The sequence below is a fragment of the Streptomyces sp. NPDC044984 genome (genome assembly GCF_040646935.1).
Lineage (GTDB): Bacteria > Actinomycetota > Actinomycetes > Streptomycetales > Streptomycetaceae > Streptomyces.
On the sequence record NZ_JBEZBE010000011.1, the window covers coordinates 155,217 to 170,283 of the forward strand.

General features: G+C 69.7%; 11 protein-coding genes and 1 tRNA gene. 3 read left to right on the plus strand and 9 right to left on the minus strand.

Going from position 1 to position 15,067, the window contains the following annotated elements; translation table 11 throughout:
• Positions 1-14: 14 nt before the first annotated feature.
• The gene (locus tag AB0A94_RS14795; protein ID WP_361744105.1) at positions 15-1,829 is read right to left on the minus strand and encodes a 5'-nucleotidase C-terminal domain-containing protein; all 1,815 of its coding nucleotides are present in this window, start codon (positions 1,827-1,829) and stop codon (positions 15-17) included.
• A gap of 153 nt (positions 1,830-1,982) precedes the next feature.
• Between AB0A94_RS14795 and AB0A94_RS14800 the strand changes: the two genes are divergently transcribed.
• The gene (locus tag AB0A94_RS14800) at positions 1,983-2,654 is read left to right on the plus strand and encodes an SIMPL domain-containing protein (RefSeq protein WP_361744108.1); all 672 of its coding nucleotides are present in this window, start codon (positions 1,983-1,985) and stop codon (positions 2,652-2,654) included.
• Positions 2,655-2,787: 133 nt separating this feature from the next.
• Positions 2,788-4,224, plus strand: a complete 1,437-nt coding sequence (gene pyk, locus AB0A94_RS14805; RefSeq protein ID WP_361744111.1) for a pyruvate kinase — start codon at positions 2,788-2,790, stop codon at positions 4,222-4,224.
• 100 nt (positions 4,225-4,324) lie between these two features.
• On the opposite strand, the gene AB0A94_RS14810 is transcribed toward pyk, so the two are convergent.
• Positions 4,325-4,397, minus strand: a tRNA-Leu gene (locus AB0A94_RS14810).
• 105 nt (positions 4,398-4,502) lie between these two features.
• Between AB0A94_RS14810 and AB0A94_RS14815 the strand changes: the two genes are divergently transcribed.
• Complete coding sequence (locus AB0A94_RS14815; RefSeq protein WP_361744114.1) at positions 4,503-5,159, plus strand: response regulator; 657 nt, start codon at positions 4,503-4,505, stop codon at positions 5,157-5,159.
• Between the two features lie 66 nt (positions 5,160-5,225).
• Here AB0A94_RS14815 and AB0A94_RS14820 read toward each other — a convergent pair whose 3' ends face one another.
• The 7 genes from AB0A94_RS14820 to AB0A94_RS14850 form a co-directional block, all read right to left on the minus strand.
• The gene (locus tag AB0A94_RS14820; RefSeq protein WP_361744117.1) at positions 5,226-5,942 is read right to left on the minus strand and encodes an ABC transporter ATP-binding protein; all 717 of its coding nucleotides are present in this window, start codon (positions 5,940-5,942) and stop codon (positions 5,226-5,228) included.
• A complete protein-coding gene (locus AB0A94_RS14825) occupies positions 5,939-6,799 on the minus strand; it encodes an ABC transporter ATP-binding protein (RefSeq protein WP_361744120.1) in 861 nt (286 codons plus the stop codon). The genes AB0A94_RS14820 and AB0A94_RS14825 overlap by 4 nt, the downstream gene beginning before the upstream one ends.
• 5 nt (positions 6,800-6,804) lie before the next feature.
• Positions 6,805-8,628, minus strand: coding sequence for a branched-chain amino acid ABC transporter permease (locus AB0A94_RS14830; protein ID WP_361744123.1), 1,824 nt, complete (start codon positions 8,626-8,628; stop codon positions 6,805-6,807).
• Positions 8,629-8,633: 5 nt separating this feature from the next.
• Positions 8,634-9,563, minus strand: a complete 930-nt coding sequence (locus AB0A94_RS14835; RefSeq protein ID WP_361744126.1) for a branched-chain amino acid ABC transporter permease — start codon at positions 9,561-9,563, stop codon at positions 8,634-8,636.
• A gap of 117 nt (positions 9,564-9,680) precedes the next feature.
• Positions 9,681-10,916: a branched-chain amino acid ABC transporter substrate-binding protein gene (locus tag AB0A94_RS14840; RefSeq protein WP_361744129.1), complete on the minus strand. Its 1,236-nt coding sequence runs from the start codon at positions 10,914-10,916 to the stop codon at positions 9,681-9,683.
• Between the two features lie 1,109 nt (positions 10,917-12,025).
• Complete coding sequence (locus AB0A94_RS14845; RefSeq protein WP_217136417.1) at positions 12,026-12,508, minus strand: hotdog fold thioesterase; 483 nt, start codon at positions 12,506-12,508, stop codon at positions 12,026-12,028.
• Positions 12,509-12,560: 52 nt separating this feature from the next.
• On the minus strand, positions 12,561-14,840 hold the full coding sequence (locus AB0A94_RS14850) for an FdhF/YdeP family oxidoreductase (protein ID WP_361744133.1): 2,280 nt from the start codon (positions 14,838-14,840) through the stop codon (positions 12,561-12,563).
• Positions 14,841-15,067 lie beyond the last annotated feature (227 nt).

Sequence of the window (15,067 nt, forward strand, 5' to 3'; positions counted from 1 at the left end):
GGACCGGGAGACGGTCAGAACACCGGCGTACCGTCCCGCGTCAGCCTCCAGTCGACGGACGCGAAGTCCTTCGGGTCCAGCACGCCCTTCGCCGTCACCCATTCGGCGATCCGGGTCCGGATCTCCGTCGACTCCGCCCACAGCTCCTTCGCCGACGCCACGTGCGGGAACGCGCCGCCGCCGTTGGCGCGGTAGTTGTTCACCGCGAACACGAACTGCCGCGCGTCGTCCAGCGGGACACCGTCGTGGGCCAGGTTCCGGATGCGCGAACCCGCCGGCTGCGCGATGTCGATGTCGTAGGTGAGCCCCGAGACGTAGTCGTAGTTGTAGTCCGGGCGGTTGCCCGCGTTCGTCAGCTTCGCCACGTCCACCGGGGCGCCCGCCGCCGTCCGCGCGAAGTACTCCGCCGAGTACTCCAGGTACGCCCGCACCTGCGCGCCCGTCATCAGCTTCGCGACCAGCGTGTTGTCGTACACGTACAGGCTCGACAGGTCCCGGATCGTCACCTCGCCCGCCGGGATCTGGGACGTCCGCGAGAACGGCGAGGCCTGCGACAGCACCGGCAGCGACGCGTACTCGGTGCCCGCGAGGGCCGCCCGCACCACGTCCTCCTGCACCTTGGCGATCAGGTCGATGATCGGCGCGTCCTTGTAGCGCGCCTCCGCCGTGGTCAGGGTCTCCGTCGCCGTGCCCACCACCTGGTTGACGTACGCCACGACCACGGCGTGCTCGTCCGCCAGCAGCTTGGTGATCGCCGGGTCGTCCTGGACCTCCGCCGCGTTCCGCAGCGACGCCTTCACCGACTCCACCCGCCACCGGCCCCGCTCGAAGGCCAGCTCGAAGTCGAACAGCGTCAGCCGCTCCGCGTAGCACAGCGGCTCCGACAGCACGACCTCCCTGCCGGTCTCCTCGTTGACGACCCGCAGCTCCGCGATCTCCTGGTGCGCGTGCCCGACCAGGATCGCGTCGATCCCCGGCACCCGCCGCGCCACGTTCGCCGCCGCGTTCTCCACGTACGGCAGCTGGTCACCGTACGACGACGTGCCCGACGACCCCGAGTGCGCCGACACCACCACCACGTCCGCGCCCATCGACCGCAGCTTCGGCACCCACTTCGCCGCCTGCTCCTCCAGGCCCGGGAACGTCAGCTTCCCCTGCACGTACGCCTTGTCCCAGATCGCGATACCGGGATTGGTCAGCCCCAGCACCGCCACCTTCACCGGCGGGGCGCCCTTCACGTGGAACTTCTTCATGAAGTACGGGGGGAAGGCCGGCTTCAGCGTCTTCGCGTCCAGCGCGTTGGCGCCCAGCAGCGGGAAGTCGCACTGCTCCTCGAACTTCCGCAGCGTCTCGATGCCGTAGTTGAACTCGTGGTTGCCGAGCGCCACCGCGTCGTACCCGATGGCGTTCATCGCCTGCGCCATCGGATGCACCGGACCGCCCTCGGCGGTGATCGGGTCCACCTTCGCGAAGTAGTACGTCAGCGGGGTGCCCTGGATGGTGTCGCCCGCGTCCAGCAGCAGCGTGTTGCGCCGGCCCTTCTCCTCGCGGACCTGGTCCACCAGCGTCGACACCCGGGCCAGGCCCTGCGCGTTGCCGGCCGCGTCCGTGTACTCCGCGTCCTTGAAGTAGTCCCAGTTGAAGACGTGACCGTGCAGATCGGTCGTGCCCATCACGGTCAGCGCGTACCGCTTCACCGGCTTCTTCCCCCGCCCCGCCCCGGCGGCCCCGGCGGCCTCGGCCGAGGGGACCGCCGCCGTACCCGCCAGCGCCACCCCCGCCCCGGTCACGGCGGACCTCTTCAGAAACTTCCGGCGGTTCAACGGCATGTCAGGCTCTCCTCGGACAACGACGAACAACGCGCGTAGATTTCGCCCGACGATTCTGACCTGAACACGCCCGCGCGGAACAGACCCCCCAGGTTGCGATCCGGTGTCCGGCGACCGCCCCGCACCCGCACGACCGGTGACACAGTGGGGCGCATGACCACCCCTCACCCGTACGGCACCCCCGGCGCACCCCATCTCGCCGTCCGCGGCGAGGCCCACCTCGAAACCGCCCCCGACCTCGCCCACATCGCCGTCACGCTCACCGCGCGCGGCCGTGACCGGCGCGCCACCCTCGACGACCTCACCCGCCGCAACACGGCCGCCCTCGACCTGCTCAAGTCCTGCGGCGACGCCGTCGAGCACCTCGAGACCGGCACCCTCACCGTCACCCCGGAACTCACCGCCCACGGCCGCGGCGAACGCGTCCGCGCCCACCGCGGCACCGTCCGCCTCACCGCCGGACTGGGCGACTTCACCACCCTGGGCGCACTCGTCACCCGTCTGGCCGACCTCGACCTCACCCGTGTCGACGGCCCCTGGTGGACCCTCCGCCCGGATTCCCCCGTCCACCGCGAAGCACGGCAGCAAGCGGTCCACGACGCCGTCCGGCGCGCCCGCGAATACGCCGAGGCGCTCGGCACCACCCTCGTCGCCCTCATCGAACTCACCGACACCCGAACGGAGCCCGAACCCTTCGCCCGGCCCCGCGCCATGGCGTTCGCCGCGGCCACCGAGGACGCCCCGCCCCTCGACCTCGAACCCCAGCGGCAGCACGTCCACGCCGAGGTCAGCGCCCGCTTCACACTCCAGCCGCCCCGTCTGTAGAACCGGCATTCGAACGCTCGTCGGAGCAGCCGGGCGCACACTTCAACCCTTGTCAACAACCCTTCATCCAGCGTCCGTTGAGTCGTCATGCGCCACCGAATCACTACCGGCGGGTAAGCCCTAGGCTCGAAACATGCGCCGAGCGAAAATCGTCTGCACACTGGGTCCTGCGACCGACACGTACGACCAGATCAAAGCCCTGGTCGACGCCGGAATGGACGTCGCCCGATTCAACCTCAGCCACGGCGAACACGCCGAGCACGAGGAGCGCTACCGACGGGTGCGGAAGGCCGCCGACGAAACCGGCCGCAGCGTCGGCCTCCTCGCCGACCTTCAAGGCCCGAAAATCCGCCTCGGCCGCTTCACCGAAGGCCCCGTACTCCTCGAACGCGGCGACACCTTCACCATCACCGTCGAGGAAGGGGTCGAAGGCGACGGCCGCACCTGCGGCACCACCTACGCCGGCCTCGCCGCCGACGTCACCACCGGCGAACGCATCCTCGTCGACGACGGCAAGGTCACCCTCGAAGTCACCGCCGTCGACGGTCCCCGCGTCCACACCACCGTCCTCGAAGGCGGCATGGTCTCCGACCACAAGGGCCTCAACCTCCCCGGCGTCGCCGTCTCCGTCCCCGCCCTCTCCAAGAAGGACGAGGACGACCTGCGCTGGGCGCTGCGCACCGGCTTCGACGTCATCGCCCTGTCCTTCGTCCGCAGCGGACGCGACATCAAGGACGTCCACCGCGTCATGGACGAGGAGGGCCGCCGCCTCCCCGTCATCGCCAAGGTCGAGAAACCCCAGGCCGTCGAGAACATCGACGACATCGTCGCCGCCTTCGACGGCATCATGGTCGCCCGCGGCGACCTCGGCGTCGAAATGCCCCTCGAACAGGTGCCCATCGTCCAGAAGCGCGCCATCAAGCTCGCCAAGCGCAACGCCAAGCCGGTCATCGTCGCCACCCAGATGCTCGACTCGATGATCGACAACGCCCGCCCCACCCGCGCGGAGGCCTCCGACGTCGCCAACGCCGTCATCGACGGCACCGACGCCGTCATGCTCTCCGGGGAGACCAGCGTCGGCAAGCACGCCGTCGAGACGGTCCGCACCATGGCCCGCATCGTGGAAGCAGCCGAGGAGGACATCCTCGCCAAGGGCCTTTCGCCCCTCACCGAACGCAACAAGCCCCGCACCCAGGGCGGCGCGGTGGCCCGCGCGGCGGCGGAGATGGGCGACTTCCTCGGCGCCAGGTTCCTCGTCGCCTTCACCCAGTCCGGCGACACCGCCCGCCGTCTCTCCCGCTACCGCAGCCCCATCCCCCTCCTCGCCTTCACCCCCGACCCCGCCACCCGCTCCCAGCTCAGCCTCACCTGGGGCGTGGAGACCTTCCTCGGCCCCCACGTGAACACGACGGACGCGATGGTCGCCCAGGTCGACGAGCTGCTCCTGGAGTACGCCCGCTGCGAGAAGGGCGACACGGTCGTCATCACGGCCGGCTCCCCTCCGGGGGTCTCAGGCTCGACCAACCTGGTCCGGGTCCACCACATCGGCGAGGACGACAGCCCGAAGTGACCGGGCGTCGGCGTGCACGCAGGCTGGCGGCACAAAGCGGATGTTCACCGGAAAGGTGGACATCCGCTCTCAAATGGTGACCTTGGATATTAAGGAAAAGTACCCCGGGTCGGATTCGAACCGACGCTGGATGGTGTTTGAGACCATTGCCTCTACCGCTGGGCTACCGGGGCGCCCTACAAAACGAAGGTCGACGGTCACCCGCCGTGCCCCCACCTTATCGCAGCTGGGTACGCTCTTGTCAGCAGTACCGGCCTGCCCCGCACCAAGGAGCCCACGTGAGCGCCCCCGAGTCGCCCCAGCCCGCAGACGTGCCCGACGACGACAAGTCGCACGTGCCTCCGATGACGACCCGTGTCGTGATCGCCGAGGACGAGGCCCTGATCCGGCTCGATCTCAAGGAGATGCTGGAGGAGGAGGGGTACTCCGTCGTCGGTGAGGCCGGTGACGGTGAGCAGGCCGTGGAGCTGGCGCGCGAGCACCGGCCCGATCTGGTGATCCTCGATGTGAAGATGCCGAAGCTGGACGGCATCTCCGCGGCGGAGAAGATCGCGGAGGAGAGCATCGCCCCGGTGCTGATGCTGACCGCGTTCTCGCAGCGCGACCTGGTGGAGCGGGCGCGGGACGCGGGTGCGATGGCGTATCTGGTGAAGCCGTTCAGCAAGAGTGACGTGGTGCCCGCGATCGAGATGGCGGTGTCGCGGTTCACGGAGCTGAAGGAGCTGGAGCGCGAGGTCGCGGACCTGAGTCTGCGGCTGGAGACGCGGAAGCTGGTGGACCGGGCGAAGTCGGTGCTGCAGACGCAGTACGGGTTGAGCGAGCCGGCGGCGTTCCGGTGGATCCAGAAGACGTCGATGGACCGGCGGATGTCGATGCAGCAGGTGGCGCAGGCGGTCATCGACGACGCCGAGGAGAAGAAGGCGTCGAAGGGCTAGGTCCCGGCGGACGGCGAGAGGCCCGCGCTCCCTGCTCGGCAGGGGGCGCGGGCCTCGTCGTACCGCTCAGTCCTCGCCGAGGTAGGCCTTGCGGACGGACTCGTCGTGGAGGAGGTCCTGCCCGGTGCCGGAGAGGACGATCTTGCCGACCTCCATGACGTGGGCGTGGTCCGCGAGGGAGAGTGCGGCCTGGGCGTTCTGCTCGATGAGCAGGATGGTGGTGCCCTGGGACTTGAGTTCGGCGATGGTCGCCATGATCTTCTGCATCATGATCGGCGAGAGGCCCATGGAGGGTTCGTCGAGCATGAGCAGTTTGGGCTGGGACATCAGTGCCCTGCCCATGGCGAGCATCTGCTGCTCGCCGCCGGAGAGGGTGCCCGCGGCCTGCTTGTGGCGTTCCCCGAGGATGGGGAAGAGGTCGTAGGCGCGTTTGATGTCCTTCTCGATGCCTTCCTTGTCGTTGCGGAGGTAGGCGCCGAGGCGGAGGTTGTCCTCGATGGTCATGCGGGGGAAGATGTGCCGGCCCTCGGGGGAGTGGGCGAGCCCCAGGGACACGATCTTGTGTGCCGGGATCTTCTTCAGCGACCGGCCGTCGAACCTGATCTGGCCGGAGACCGGTTGGAGCAGCCCGGACAGGGTCCGGAGCGTGGTGGTCTTGCCGGCGCCGTTGGTGCCGATGAGGGTGACGACCTCGCCCGCTTCGACCTTGAACGAGATGCCCTTGACGGCCTCGATCTTGCCGTAGGCGACCCTGAGGTCCTCGACCTCCAGCAGTGCGGTCACTTGTCGTCCCCTTCTGTGGTGCTGTGCGCCTCGGCGGCTTCGACCTCGGCGGCTTCCTCCTGGCCGGGGGCGCCTTCGAAGGGGGTGCCGAGGTAGGCGGCGATGACGCGTTCGTCGGCCTGGACCACTTCGGCGGGTCCTTCGACGATCTTCTCGCCCTGGACGAGGACGGCGACCCGGTCGCAGAGGTTCATGATGAACCGGATGTCGTGCTCGATGACCAGGACGGCGATGCCCTGGTCGCGGATGGCGAAGATGAGCTCCTCGGCGGCGCGGGTCTCCTGCGGGTTCATGCCCGCGGTGGGCTCGTCGAGGAGGAGCAGGCCGGGTTCGCTGGCGAGGGCCCGGGCGATCTCGAGCTTGCGCTGTTCGCCGTAGGGCAGGTTGCGGGCGAGGTGGTCGGCCTTGGCGGCGAGGCCGGTGAACTCCAGGAGTTCCATGGCCCGTTCGCGGGAGGCCGCTTCGGCCTTCTTGAAGCCGGGCAGTCGCAGCAGGGCGGACCAGAGGCCCTCCTTGGTGCGGGTGTGCCGGCCGACGAGCACGTTCTCCAGGACGGTCATGTTGGCGAAGAGCCGGATGTTCTGGAAGGTGCGCGCGATGCCGGCCTGGGTGACCAGGTGCGGCTTGGGCGGCAGGACGGCGCCCTTGTAGGAGACCTTGCCCTCGGTGGGGACGTACAGGCCGGTGAGGCAGTTGAAGAAGGTGGTCTTGCCGGCGCCGTTGGGTCCGATGAGGCCGACGATCTCGCCGCTGTTGACGGTGAGGTCGACGGAGCGCACGGCGGTGAGGCCGCCGAAGCGCATGGTGACGTCGGTGGCGTCGAGGACGGTCGTGGTGGTGGGTGCGGTGGTGGTCATGGCGGTCACGCCCCTGCCTTCGCGACGCCGGTCGCGCCGTCGGGGAGCGGCTTGTCGTCCGGTACGTCGAGCTGTCCGGTGTCGTGGAACTCGAGCTGCTTCCTGCGGTCGGCGACCAGTCCTTCGGGGCGGAAGCGCATGAGGAGCATGAGCGCGACGCCGAAGAGGAGCAGCTGGTACTCCGCCATGAACTGGAGCTTGGCCGGGATCAGGTAGAGCAGTGCGGCGCCGATGAGGGGGCCGCTGATGGTGCCCATGCCGCCGAGGATCACGGCGGCGAGCAGGAAGGCCGAGTTCGGCGGCACGGAGCCGGCGAACTGGTACTGCTCGGGGGTGACGCTGTAGGACACGTGGGCCTGCACGGTGCCGGCGAGGCCGGCCAGGCAGGCGCCGAGGGCGAAGGCGAGGAGCTTGAGGCGGAAGCCGTTGATGCCCATGGCGGTGGCGGCGGTCTCGTCCTCGCGGATGGCGACCCAGGCGCGGCCGATGCGGGATTCCGCGGAGCGGCGGAAGACCAGGACGACGACGGCCGTGAACAGCAGCATCAGCAGGTAGTAGTTGCCGGAGCGGGTGAGCTCGTGGCCGAGGACGTCGTGCGGCAGCCCCAGGTTGAAGCCGAAGATCTCCAGGTCGGGGATGTTCGGGATGCCGTTGGAGCCGTTGGTGACGTCGGGTCCGCTGTTGCCGTTGAGGTTGTTCATGGTGATGCGGAAGATCTCACCGAAGCCGAGCGTCACGATGGCGAGGTAGTCGCCGCGCAGTCGCAGGGTCGGTGCGCCGATCACCACGCCGAAGACGAGCGAGGCGACGGCACCGGTGAGGACGGCCGCCCAGAACGGGAAGTGCACGCCGATGCTCGACTGCGGGGAGCCGGAGACCAGGGCGGCGGCGTAGGCGCCGACGCCGAGGAAGGCGACGTATCCGAGGTCGAGGAGGCCGGCGAGGCCGACGACGACGTTGAGGCCCAGGGCGACCGTGGCGAAGATCAGGATGTTCGCGCCGATGAGGGCGAACTGGTCGTTGCTCTGGGTGAAGGGGAAGCAGATCGCGGCGACGAACGCGGCCGCGAGGGTGACGTTGCGGTGCTTGGCGGTGAGTGCCGAGAGCCGCTTGAGGAGCCCCGCGCGGATGACCGCGGTGAAGCCGAACGCGGCGATGATCAGGAAGCCGACGAACAGTTCGGAGTACTCGGTGCCGATGCCGTACGCGAAGACGTACAGGCCGATGCCGAAGCCGGCGGCGATGACGAGGATCTCCGCCCAGGAGGGCAGGTCCTTCGCGCGGGCGGGCTCGGGGGCGGTGAGGGAGTGGCGGACGCGGCCCCACAGGCCCGGGTGCGGTTCGTCGGTGTCGTACGGCTGGTCGGCGGGGAGGCCGAGGGCGCCGACGACGGCGACGAGGGCGCCGATGCCGGAGACCCAGGCGCCGGGTTCGAGGTTGACGAGGCCGCCGAGCTCCTGGCTGATGGCGCCCATGGCGTAGCCGGTGGTGCCGAGGACGCCGAGGGCGCTCAGCAGGACGGGGCTGTTGGTGCCGCCGGGGGTGAGCCAGCCCAGTCCGCGGATGCCGTAGCCGGACAGGGTGAACAGCAGGGTGAGGAGGGCGCCGACGAGGGTGAGGACCTGCAGGCCGCCGGGGTAGCCGGTGACGGTGAGGTTGCCGGGGAACTCGTCGGTCCAGGTCCAGGCGAGGAAGGTGCCGGCGAGGGCGACGGCGGAGCCGGCGGTGGTGATCGCGCGGGCCGCGGCGGGCGGCAGCGGGACGACCGGGCCGGCCGGGGTGGTGGCCGCCTTGGCGGCGGTGTCGGTGGTGGGAGTCTTCGTGGTCATGGGTATCACGCCCGATCCGCGACGCGTTCGCCGAGCAGGCCTTGTGGCCGGAAGAGCAGGACGAGGATGAGCAGGGCGAACGCCCATACGTCCTTCCAGGCGCCGCCGCCGAAGAGGTCCATGCCGGGGACGTTGGCGATGTAGCCGGTGGCGAGGGCCTCGGCGACGCCGAGGACGATGCCGCCGAGCATGGCGCCGTAGATATTGCCGATGCCGCCGAGGACGGCGGCGGTGAAGGCCTTGAGGCCCATCAGGAAGCCCATGCGGAAGCCGACTTGGCCGTTCTTGAGGCCGTAGGCGACGGCGGCGATCGCGGCGAAGGCGGCACCGATGGCGAAGGCCATGACGATGATGCGGTCGGTGTTGACGCCCATCAGCTTGGCGGTGTCGGGGTCCTGGGCGGTGGCCTGCATGCCGCGGCCGGAGCGGGTCTTCGACACGAAGAGGCCGAGGGCGATCATGCACAGCGGGGCGGCGACGATGACGAAGAGGTCACCGCGCTGGACGGTGGCGCCGAGGACGTCGATGGGCTCGCCGTCGAACTGCGGGAAGGAGCGGTCCTTCTTGGCCTCGGGGTACCACATCCACACGATCTGCTGGAGGACGATGGACAGGCCGATGGCGGTGATCAGTGGTGCGAGCCGTGGCGCGGTGCGCAGGGGCCGGTAGGCGAAGCGTTCGGCGGCGGTGGCGAAGGCGACCGAGACGATGACGCCGCCGAGGATCATGAGCGGGATGGCGGCGCCGAGGGCGAAGCCGTCGGGGAGTATGAGGAACACGGTGAGGGCCCCGAAGCCCCCGACCATGAAGATCTCGCCGTGGGCGAAGTTGATGAGCTGGACGATGCCGTAGACCATCGTGTAGCCGATCGCGATGAGTCCGTACATCGCGCCGAGGATGAGTCCATTGGCCAGCTGTTGCGGCAGTTCGTTCACCGCAGGGCCTCCGTGGAGTGGTTCGGATATGGCGCCGCGCGGGAGCGCTGGTGGGCGCTCCCGCGCGGCCTGGGGTCAATGTGTGAGGGGGAGTGTCCTCCGGTGCGGGCCCCTCGCTCAGTCCACCTTGGGCGAGGCGCTGTACTCGGGCGCCCACGCGTTGTTCTTGACCTTGTAGGCGGTCATCAGCGTGTTGGTGGTGTCACCGAACTCGTCGAAGGAGACGGTGCCGGTGACGCCGTCGAACTTGACCTTGCTCATGGCGTCCAGGACGGCCTTGCGGGCGTCGGTCGGGACCTCGCCGTCGTTGCCGTCGACGGCCAGCTTGATGGCCTCGATGATCGACCAGGTGGCGTCGTAGGTGAGGCCGCCGTAGGCCTCGTACGCGTCCTCGAAGCCCTCGGCCTCGTAGTTCGCGATGAACTCCTTGGCGGAGGGGAGCTGCTCGACCGGCTTGCCCACGGAGGTGGCGAGGTCACCCTCGGCCTTCTTGTTGAGCTTCGGGAACTCGCCGGAGTAGATGCCGTCGCCGCCCATCAGCGGGATGTTCTGGCCGCTGTCCTTGAGCTGCTGGCTCAGCGGGGCGGCGGCCGGGTACTCGCCGCCGTAGTAGAGGGCCTCGGCGCCGGTCTTCCTGATCTTGGCGACGACGGCGTTGAAGTCGCGGTCGTCGGGGTTGATGTGGTCGTTGCCGACGATCTTGCCGCCGAGCTTGGTGAAGTTCGTCTTGAAGGAGGCGGCCAGGCCCGCGCCGTAGGTCTTCTGGTCGTCGATCAGGTAGACCTTCTTCTTGCCGGCCTTGGTGTAGAGGTACTCGGCGGCGAAGGCACCCTGGATCTCGTCCGTGGTGGCGGTGCGGAAGAAGGTCTTGAACTGGCGGACGGAGTCGCCGGTCTTCCAGCCGTCGCCCTGGGTCAGCTCGGTGCCGGTGTTGGCCGGGGACACCTGGACCAGGCCGGCGTCGTTGAACGGCTTCTGCATCTGCTGGGAGACGCTGGAGTTCAGCGGGCCGACGACGCCGAGGACGTCCTTGTTGCTGATGAACTTCTGGGCGTTCTGCTGGCCGACGGAGGGCTGCGCCTGGTCGTCGAGGGGCTCGAGCTCGAACTCGACTCCCTTGACGTACTCCTTCTTGTTGGCCGTCTTCACGGCGAGTTCGGCGGAGTTGCGCATGCCGAGGCCGAGGGCCGACAGGTCGCCGGTCAGCGGGGCGTCGATGCCGATCACGACAGTGGTCTTGTCGCCGCCGCCACTGCCGTTGTTGCTGTCGTCGTCGCGCGACCCGCATGCGGTGAGGGTGAGCGATCCCGCCGCGAGTGCCGCGGTGAGGGCGATGAGCGAACGTTGACGCACGATCCAGTCCTTTCCCCTGACGGCCGCTCCCCGATGGAAATGGCCGAGTCGAGCGCTGGGCCGACGTGACAATCGGGCGGCGCGGTGACTGGCGGTGACTCTAAGCGGGTGGGGGGAACGTGGAGGAGGGTCTGGCCAAGGCTGTGACTCTCTTGTTATGACACGACGTATTGCAGAGCGGTACTGCCTGGGGGGAACGGCGGAATTCTCGCCGTTTTGCCCTGTCCGGATGGTGAGAAACCGCAGGACCCGGCGCGATGTGTTCAGGTGTATCGAGGGTTTTGGTGATGACTCGAAATTGTCGCCCGGGGCGGCCGGCGGGGCTCGGCGGAGGGGGTGTGCGCCCCGTGGCCGACGGGGGCGGGACGGGTGGCTTTATTGCGCGCGTATTACACAGAGTTACGTCCGGGAAAGGGGGTCCGGCGTTTCCGGCGCTTTCTCTCATTCCGTCGCCGAGGGGGTGACGGAAGGCTCCGTGTGGGGTATGGGGCGGAGGGCGAATTCTGTGTAATAGCCACCGAAATCTTGGATTCCGCGCCGCGCCGGACGTTGAATCCATTGTTCCGGATTGCCGTCCCATAGGCTTTGGCCTGCGGTTTTTCCTCAACCACCCGGTGAAATCAGGCTCATTGTCGCGATCCGTCGGCCGGCCCACCGCCGCGGTACCGGGCGGTGCGCTCCGCGCACACCTGACGAGCCGTCAAATTCGGTCTGAGTCTGGTGCTTTGACGCTTCCGAGGGGGTGCGTGGCATCCGGGGTCGCGCGCTGGGAGTCGTACTGTCCGTCGGGCGGCCCCTGGACCGGTGGCCGCCGTCGAGGGCTCCACGGGCCGGTCCCCGACGGACTGCGCGCACGGTTTCCCGCCGGAGGCGGCGCGGGGTGACGGCGGCGCGGTGCCGGTCCACTTGCCGGACACGGTGCCCGCCCGCCCCTCGGACGCGTGGCCGGAACCGCACGTGCCCGGCCGGTCACCGCGAGGCCCGTCGGGAGCGCCGCCGGGAGACGCGTCCGCGCGGCCCCCGGCCGTCCCGTGCCCGCACCGCGGGGCGGCCGCCGCCCCGCGGGCGACGGGGGTGCGGGGCGGACGCTCCCCGCACCAGGGCGGCCGTCAGCCCGCCGCCTGCTCCCCGTCGCCGGGCCGGACGTCCCGCAGCAGACAGGTCAGCCGCGCGGTGCACACCCGCTTGTCCGCCTCGTCGGTGATGACGATCTCGTACGTCGCGGTGGACCGCCCCCGGTGCACCGGTGTGGCGACCCCGGTGACCAGGCCGGAGCGGACGCCGCGGTGATGCGTGCAGTTGAGGTCGACACCCACGGCGATCCTGGAGCTGCCGCCGTGCAGCATCGACCCCACCGACCCCAGCGTCTCGGCCAGCACGGCCGAGGCGCCGCCGTGCAGCAGCCCGTACGGCTGGGTGTTGCCCTCCACCGGCATCGTCCCGACGACCCGCTCCGCCGACGCCTCCAGGATCTGCACGCCCATCCGCGTGCCCAGGTGGCCCGCCGAGAACAGCGCCGGCAGGTCCACGCCGAGCGCGGCGTACTCGTCTATGACCTCTTGCGGGAACTTCACCTGCTGCTGCTCTCCCATGGGCCCGGCTCCATTCGTCCTGCGTCGGTACGGCTGTCTGCTGAGCGAACGCTCAGTCGGTCGCCGATTGTTCCAGACGCACCACGACGGACTTGCTGGCCGGGGTGTTGCTGGTGTCCGCGGTGGCGTCCAGCGGCACCAGGACGTTCGTCTCCGGGTAGTACGCCGCCGCGCAGCCCCGCGCCGTCGGATAGTGCACGACGCGGAAACCGGGCGCCCTGCGCTCCACCCCGTCCTTCCACTCGCCGACCAGATCGACGTAAGCGCCGTCCGCGAGCCGCAGCTCCCGCGCGTCCTCGGGGTTGACCAGCACCACGCGGCGGCCGTTCCTGATGCCCCGGTAGCGGTCGTCCAGGCCGTAGATCGTGGTGTTGTACTGGTCGTGCGAGCGCAGCGTCTGCAGCAGCAGCCGGCCCTTCGGCAGCTCGGGGTACTCCACCGGCGCGGCGGTGAAGTTGGCCTTTCCGGTGGCGGTGGGGAAGCGGCGCTCGTCGCGCGGGGCGTGGGGGAGCGCGAAGCCCCCGGGGCGGGCCACGCGCGCGTTGAAGTCCTCGAAGCCGGGGATCACCCGCGCGATGCGGTCGCGGATCGTCGCGTAGTCCTTCTCGAACTCCTCCCACGGCACCGTGTCGTCCTCGCCGAGGACGCGGCGGGCCAGCCGGCACACGATGGCCGGCTCGGACAGCAACTGCCCGCTCGCCGGTTCGAGGCGTCCGCGCGAGGCGTGCACCATGCCCATGGAGTCCTCGACCGTCACGAACTGCTCCCCGCCGCCCTGCAGATCACGCTCCGTGCGGCCGAGCGTCGGCAGGATCAGGGCACGCGCGCCCGTGACGGTGTGCGAGCGGTTCAGCTTCGTCGACACGTGCACCGTCAGCCGGGCCCGGCGCATCGCCGCCTCGGTGACCTCCGTGTCGGGGGAGGCGGAGACGAAGTTGCCGCCCATGGCGAAGAAGACCTTCGCCCGGCCGTCGCGCAGCGCGCGGATGGCCCGTACGACGTCGAAGCCGTGCTCGCGCGGCGGCGCGAAGCCGAACTCCTTCTCCAGGGCGTCCAGGAACGCGGGCGCGGGCCGCTCGAAGATGCCCATGGTGCGGTCGCCCTGCACGTTGGAGTGACCGCGCACCGGGCACACGCCCGCCCCCGGGCGGCCGATGTTGCCGCGCAGCAGGAGGAAGTTGACGACCTCGCGGATCATGGGCACGGAGTGCTTGTGCTGGGTGAGCCCCATCGCCCAGCACACGATGGTGCGCTTCGATTCGAGCACCATCCGCAGGCACCGCTCGATGTCCCCGCGCGTGAGGCCGGTCGCGGTGAGCGTCTCGTCCCAGTCGGCGGCGCGCGCGGCCTCGGCGAACTCCTCGTAGCCGTGCGTGTGTTCGCGCACGAACTCCTCGTCGACCGCGCCGGGGGTGTCGAGGATCAGCTTGTTGAGGAGGCGGAACAGGGCCTGGTCGCCGCCGATGCGGATCTGCAGGAACAGGTCGGTCAGGGCGGCGCCGGTGGTGAGCCCCTTGGGGGTCTGCGGGTTCTTGAAGCGCTCCAGGCCGGCCTCCGGCAGCGGGTTGACGCTGATGATCCGCGCGCCGTTCTCCTTGGCCTTCTCCAGGGCGGACAGCATGCGCGGGTGGTTGGTGCCGGGGTTCTGGCCGGCGACGATGATCAGGTCGGCCTTGTACAGGTCCTCCAGCAGGACGCTGCCCTTGCCGACGCCGATCGTCTCCGACAGGGCCGAGCCGGACGACTCGTGGCACATGTTGGAGCAGTCGGGCAGGTTGTTGGTGCCGAGCCGGCGGGCGAACAGCTGGTAGAGGAAGGCGGCCTCGTTGCTCGTGCGTCCGGAGGTGTAGAAGACGGCCTCGTCCGGGGAGCCGAGGGCGGCGATCTCCTCGGCGACGATGTCGAAGGCCCGCTCCCAGGTGACCGGCTCGTAGTGCTCGCCGCCCTCGGGCAGGTACATGGGGTGCGTCAGCCGGCCCTGCTGCCCCAGCCAGTAGCCGCTGCGGCCGGACAGGTCGGCGACCGGGTGCGCGGCGAAGAACTCCGGGGTGACCCGGCGCAGGGTGGCCTCCTCGGCCACGGCCTTCGCCCCGTTCTCGCAGAACTCCGCGCGGTGCCGGTGTTCCGGCTCCGGCCAGGCGCACCCCGGGCAGTCGAAGCCGTTCTTCTGGTTCACGCTGAGCAGCGTCAGCGCCGTCCGCTTCACGCCCATCTGCTGCTGGGCCATCCGCAGGGTGTGCCCGATCGCCGGCAGCCCCGCGGCCGCGTGCTTCGGCCCGGCGACCTGCGGCGCGTCCTGAACCGGGTCACTCTTGGGCGGCTTCGCTGCCATCGCGCACTCCTGTTCCACATACACGTATGAGGTGGGCCCCCGATCCTGCCACGCCCTTCCAGCCCGCCCAGCGTTCGAGCACGAGGCCTGCCCTTCCAGCCCGTCCGGTGTTCGAGCACGACGCCTGCACTTCCAGTCCGTCCGGCGGTTGAGGACGAGGCGGTCACCCCCAGCCCGTCCGGCGTTCGAGGACGAGGCCCGTTCAGGGCCGAAAGGGGGGTCCGGGG

What these genes read in the sequence shown, in the direction of transcription:
- AB0A94_RS14795 (WP_361744105.1), bottom strand. Translation starts at nt 1,829, where the DNA reads ATGCCGTTGAACCGCCGGAAGTTTCTGAAGAGGTCCGCCGTGACCGGG.
- AB0A94_RS14800 (WP_361744108.1), top strand. Translation starts at nt 1,983, where the DNA reads ATGACCACCCCTCACCCGTACGGCACCCCCGGCGCACCCCATCTCGCC.
- pyk (WP_361744111.1), top strand. Translation starts at nt 2,788, where the DNA reads ATGCGCCGAGCGAAAATCGTCTGCACACTGGGTCCTGCGACCGACACG.
- AB0A94_RS14825 (WP_361744120.1), bottom strand. Translation starts at nt 6,799, where the DNA reads ATGACCACCACCGCACCCACCACCACGACCGTCCTCGACGCCACCGAC.
- AB0A94_RS14830 (WP_361744123.1), bottom strand. Translation starts at nt 8,628, where the DNA reads ATGACCACGAAGACTCCCACCACCGACACCGCCGCCAAGGCGGCCACC.
- AB0A94_RS14845 (WP_217136417.1), bottom strand. Translation starts at nt 12,508, where the DNA reads ATGGGAGAGCAGCAGCAGGTGAAGTTCCCGCAAGAGGTCATAGACGAG.
- AB0A94_RS14850 (WP_361744133.1), bottom strand. Translation starts at nt 14,840, where the DNA reads ATGGCAGCGAAGCCGCCCAAGAGTGACCCGGTTCAGGACGCGCCGCAG.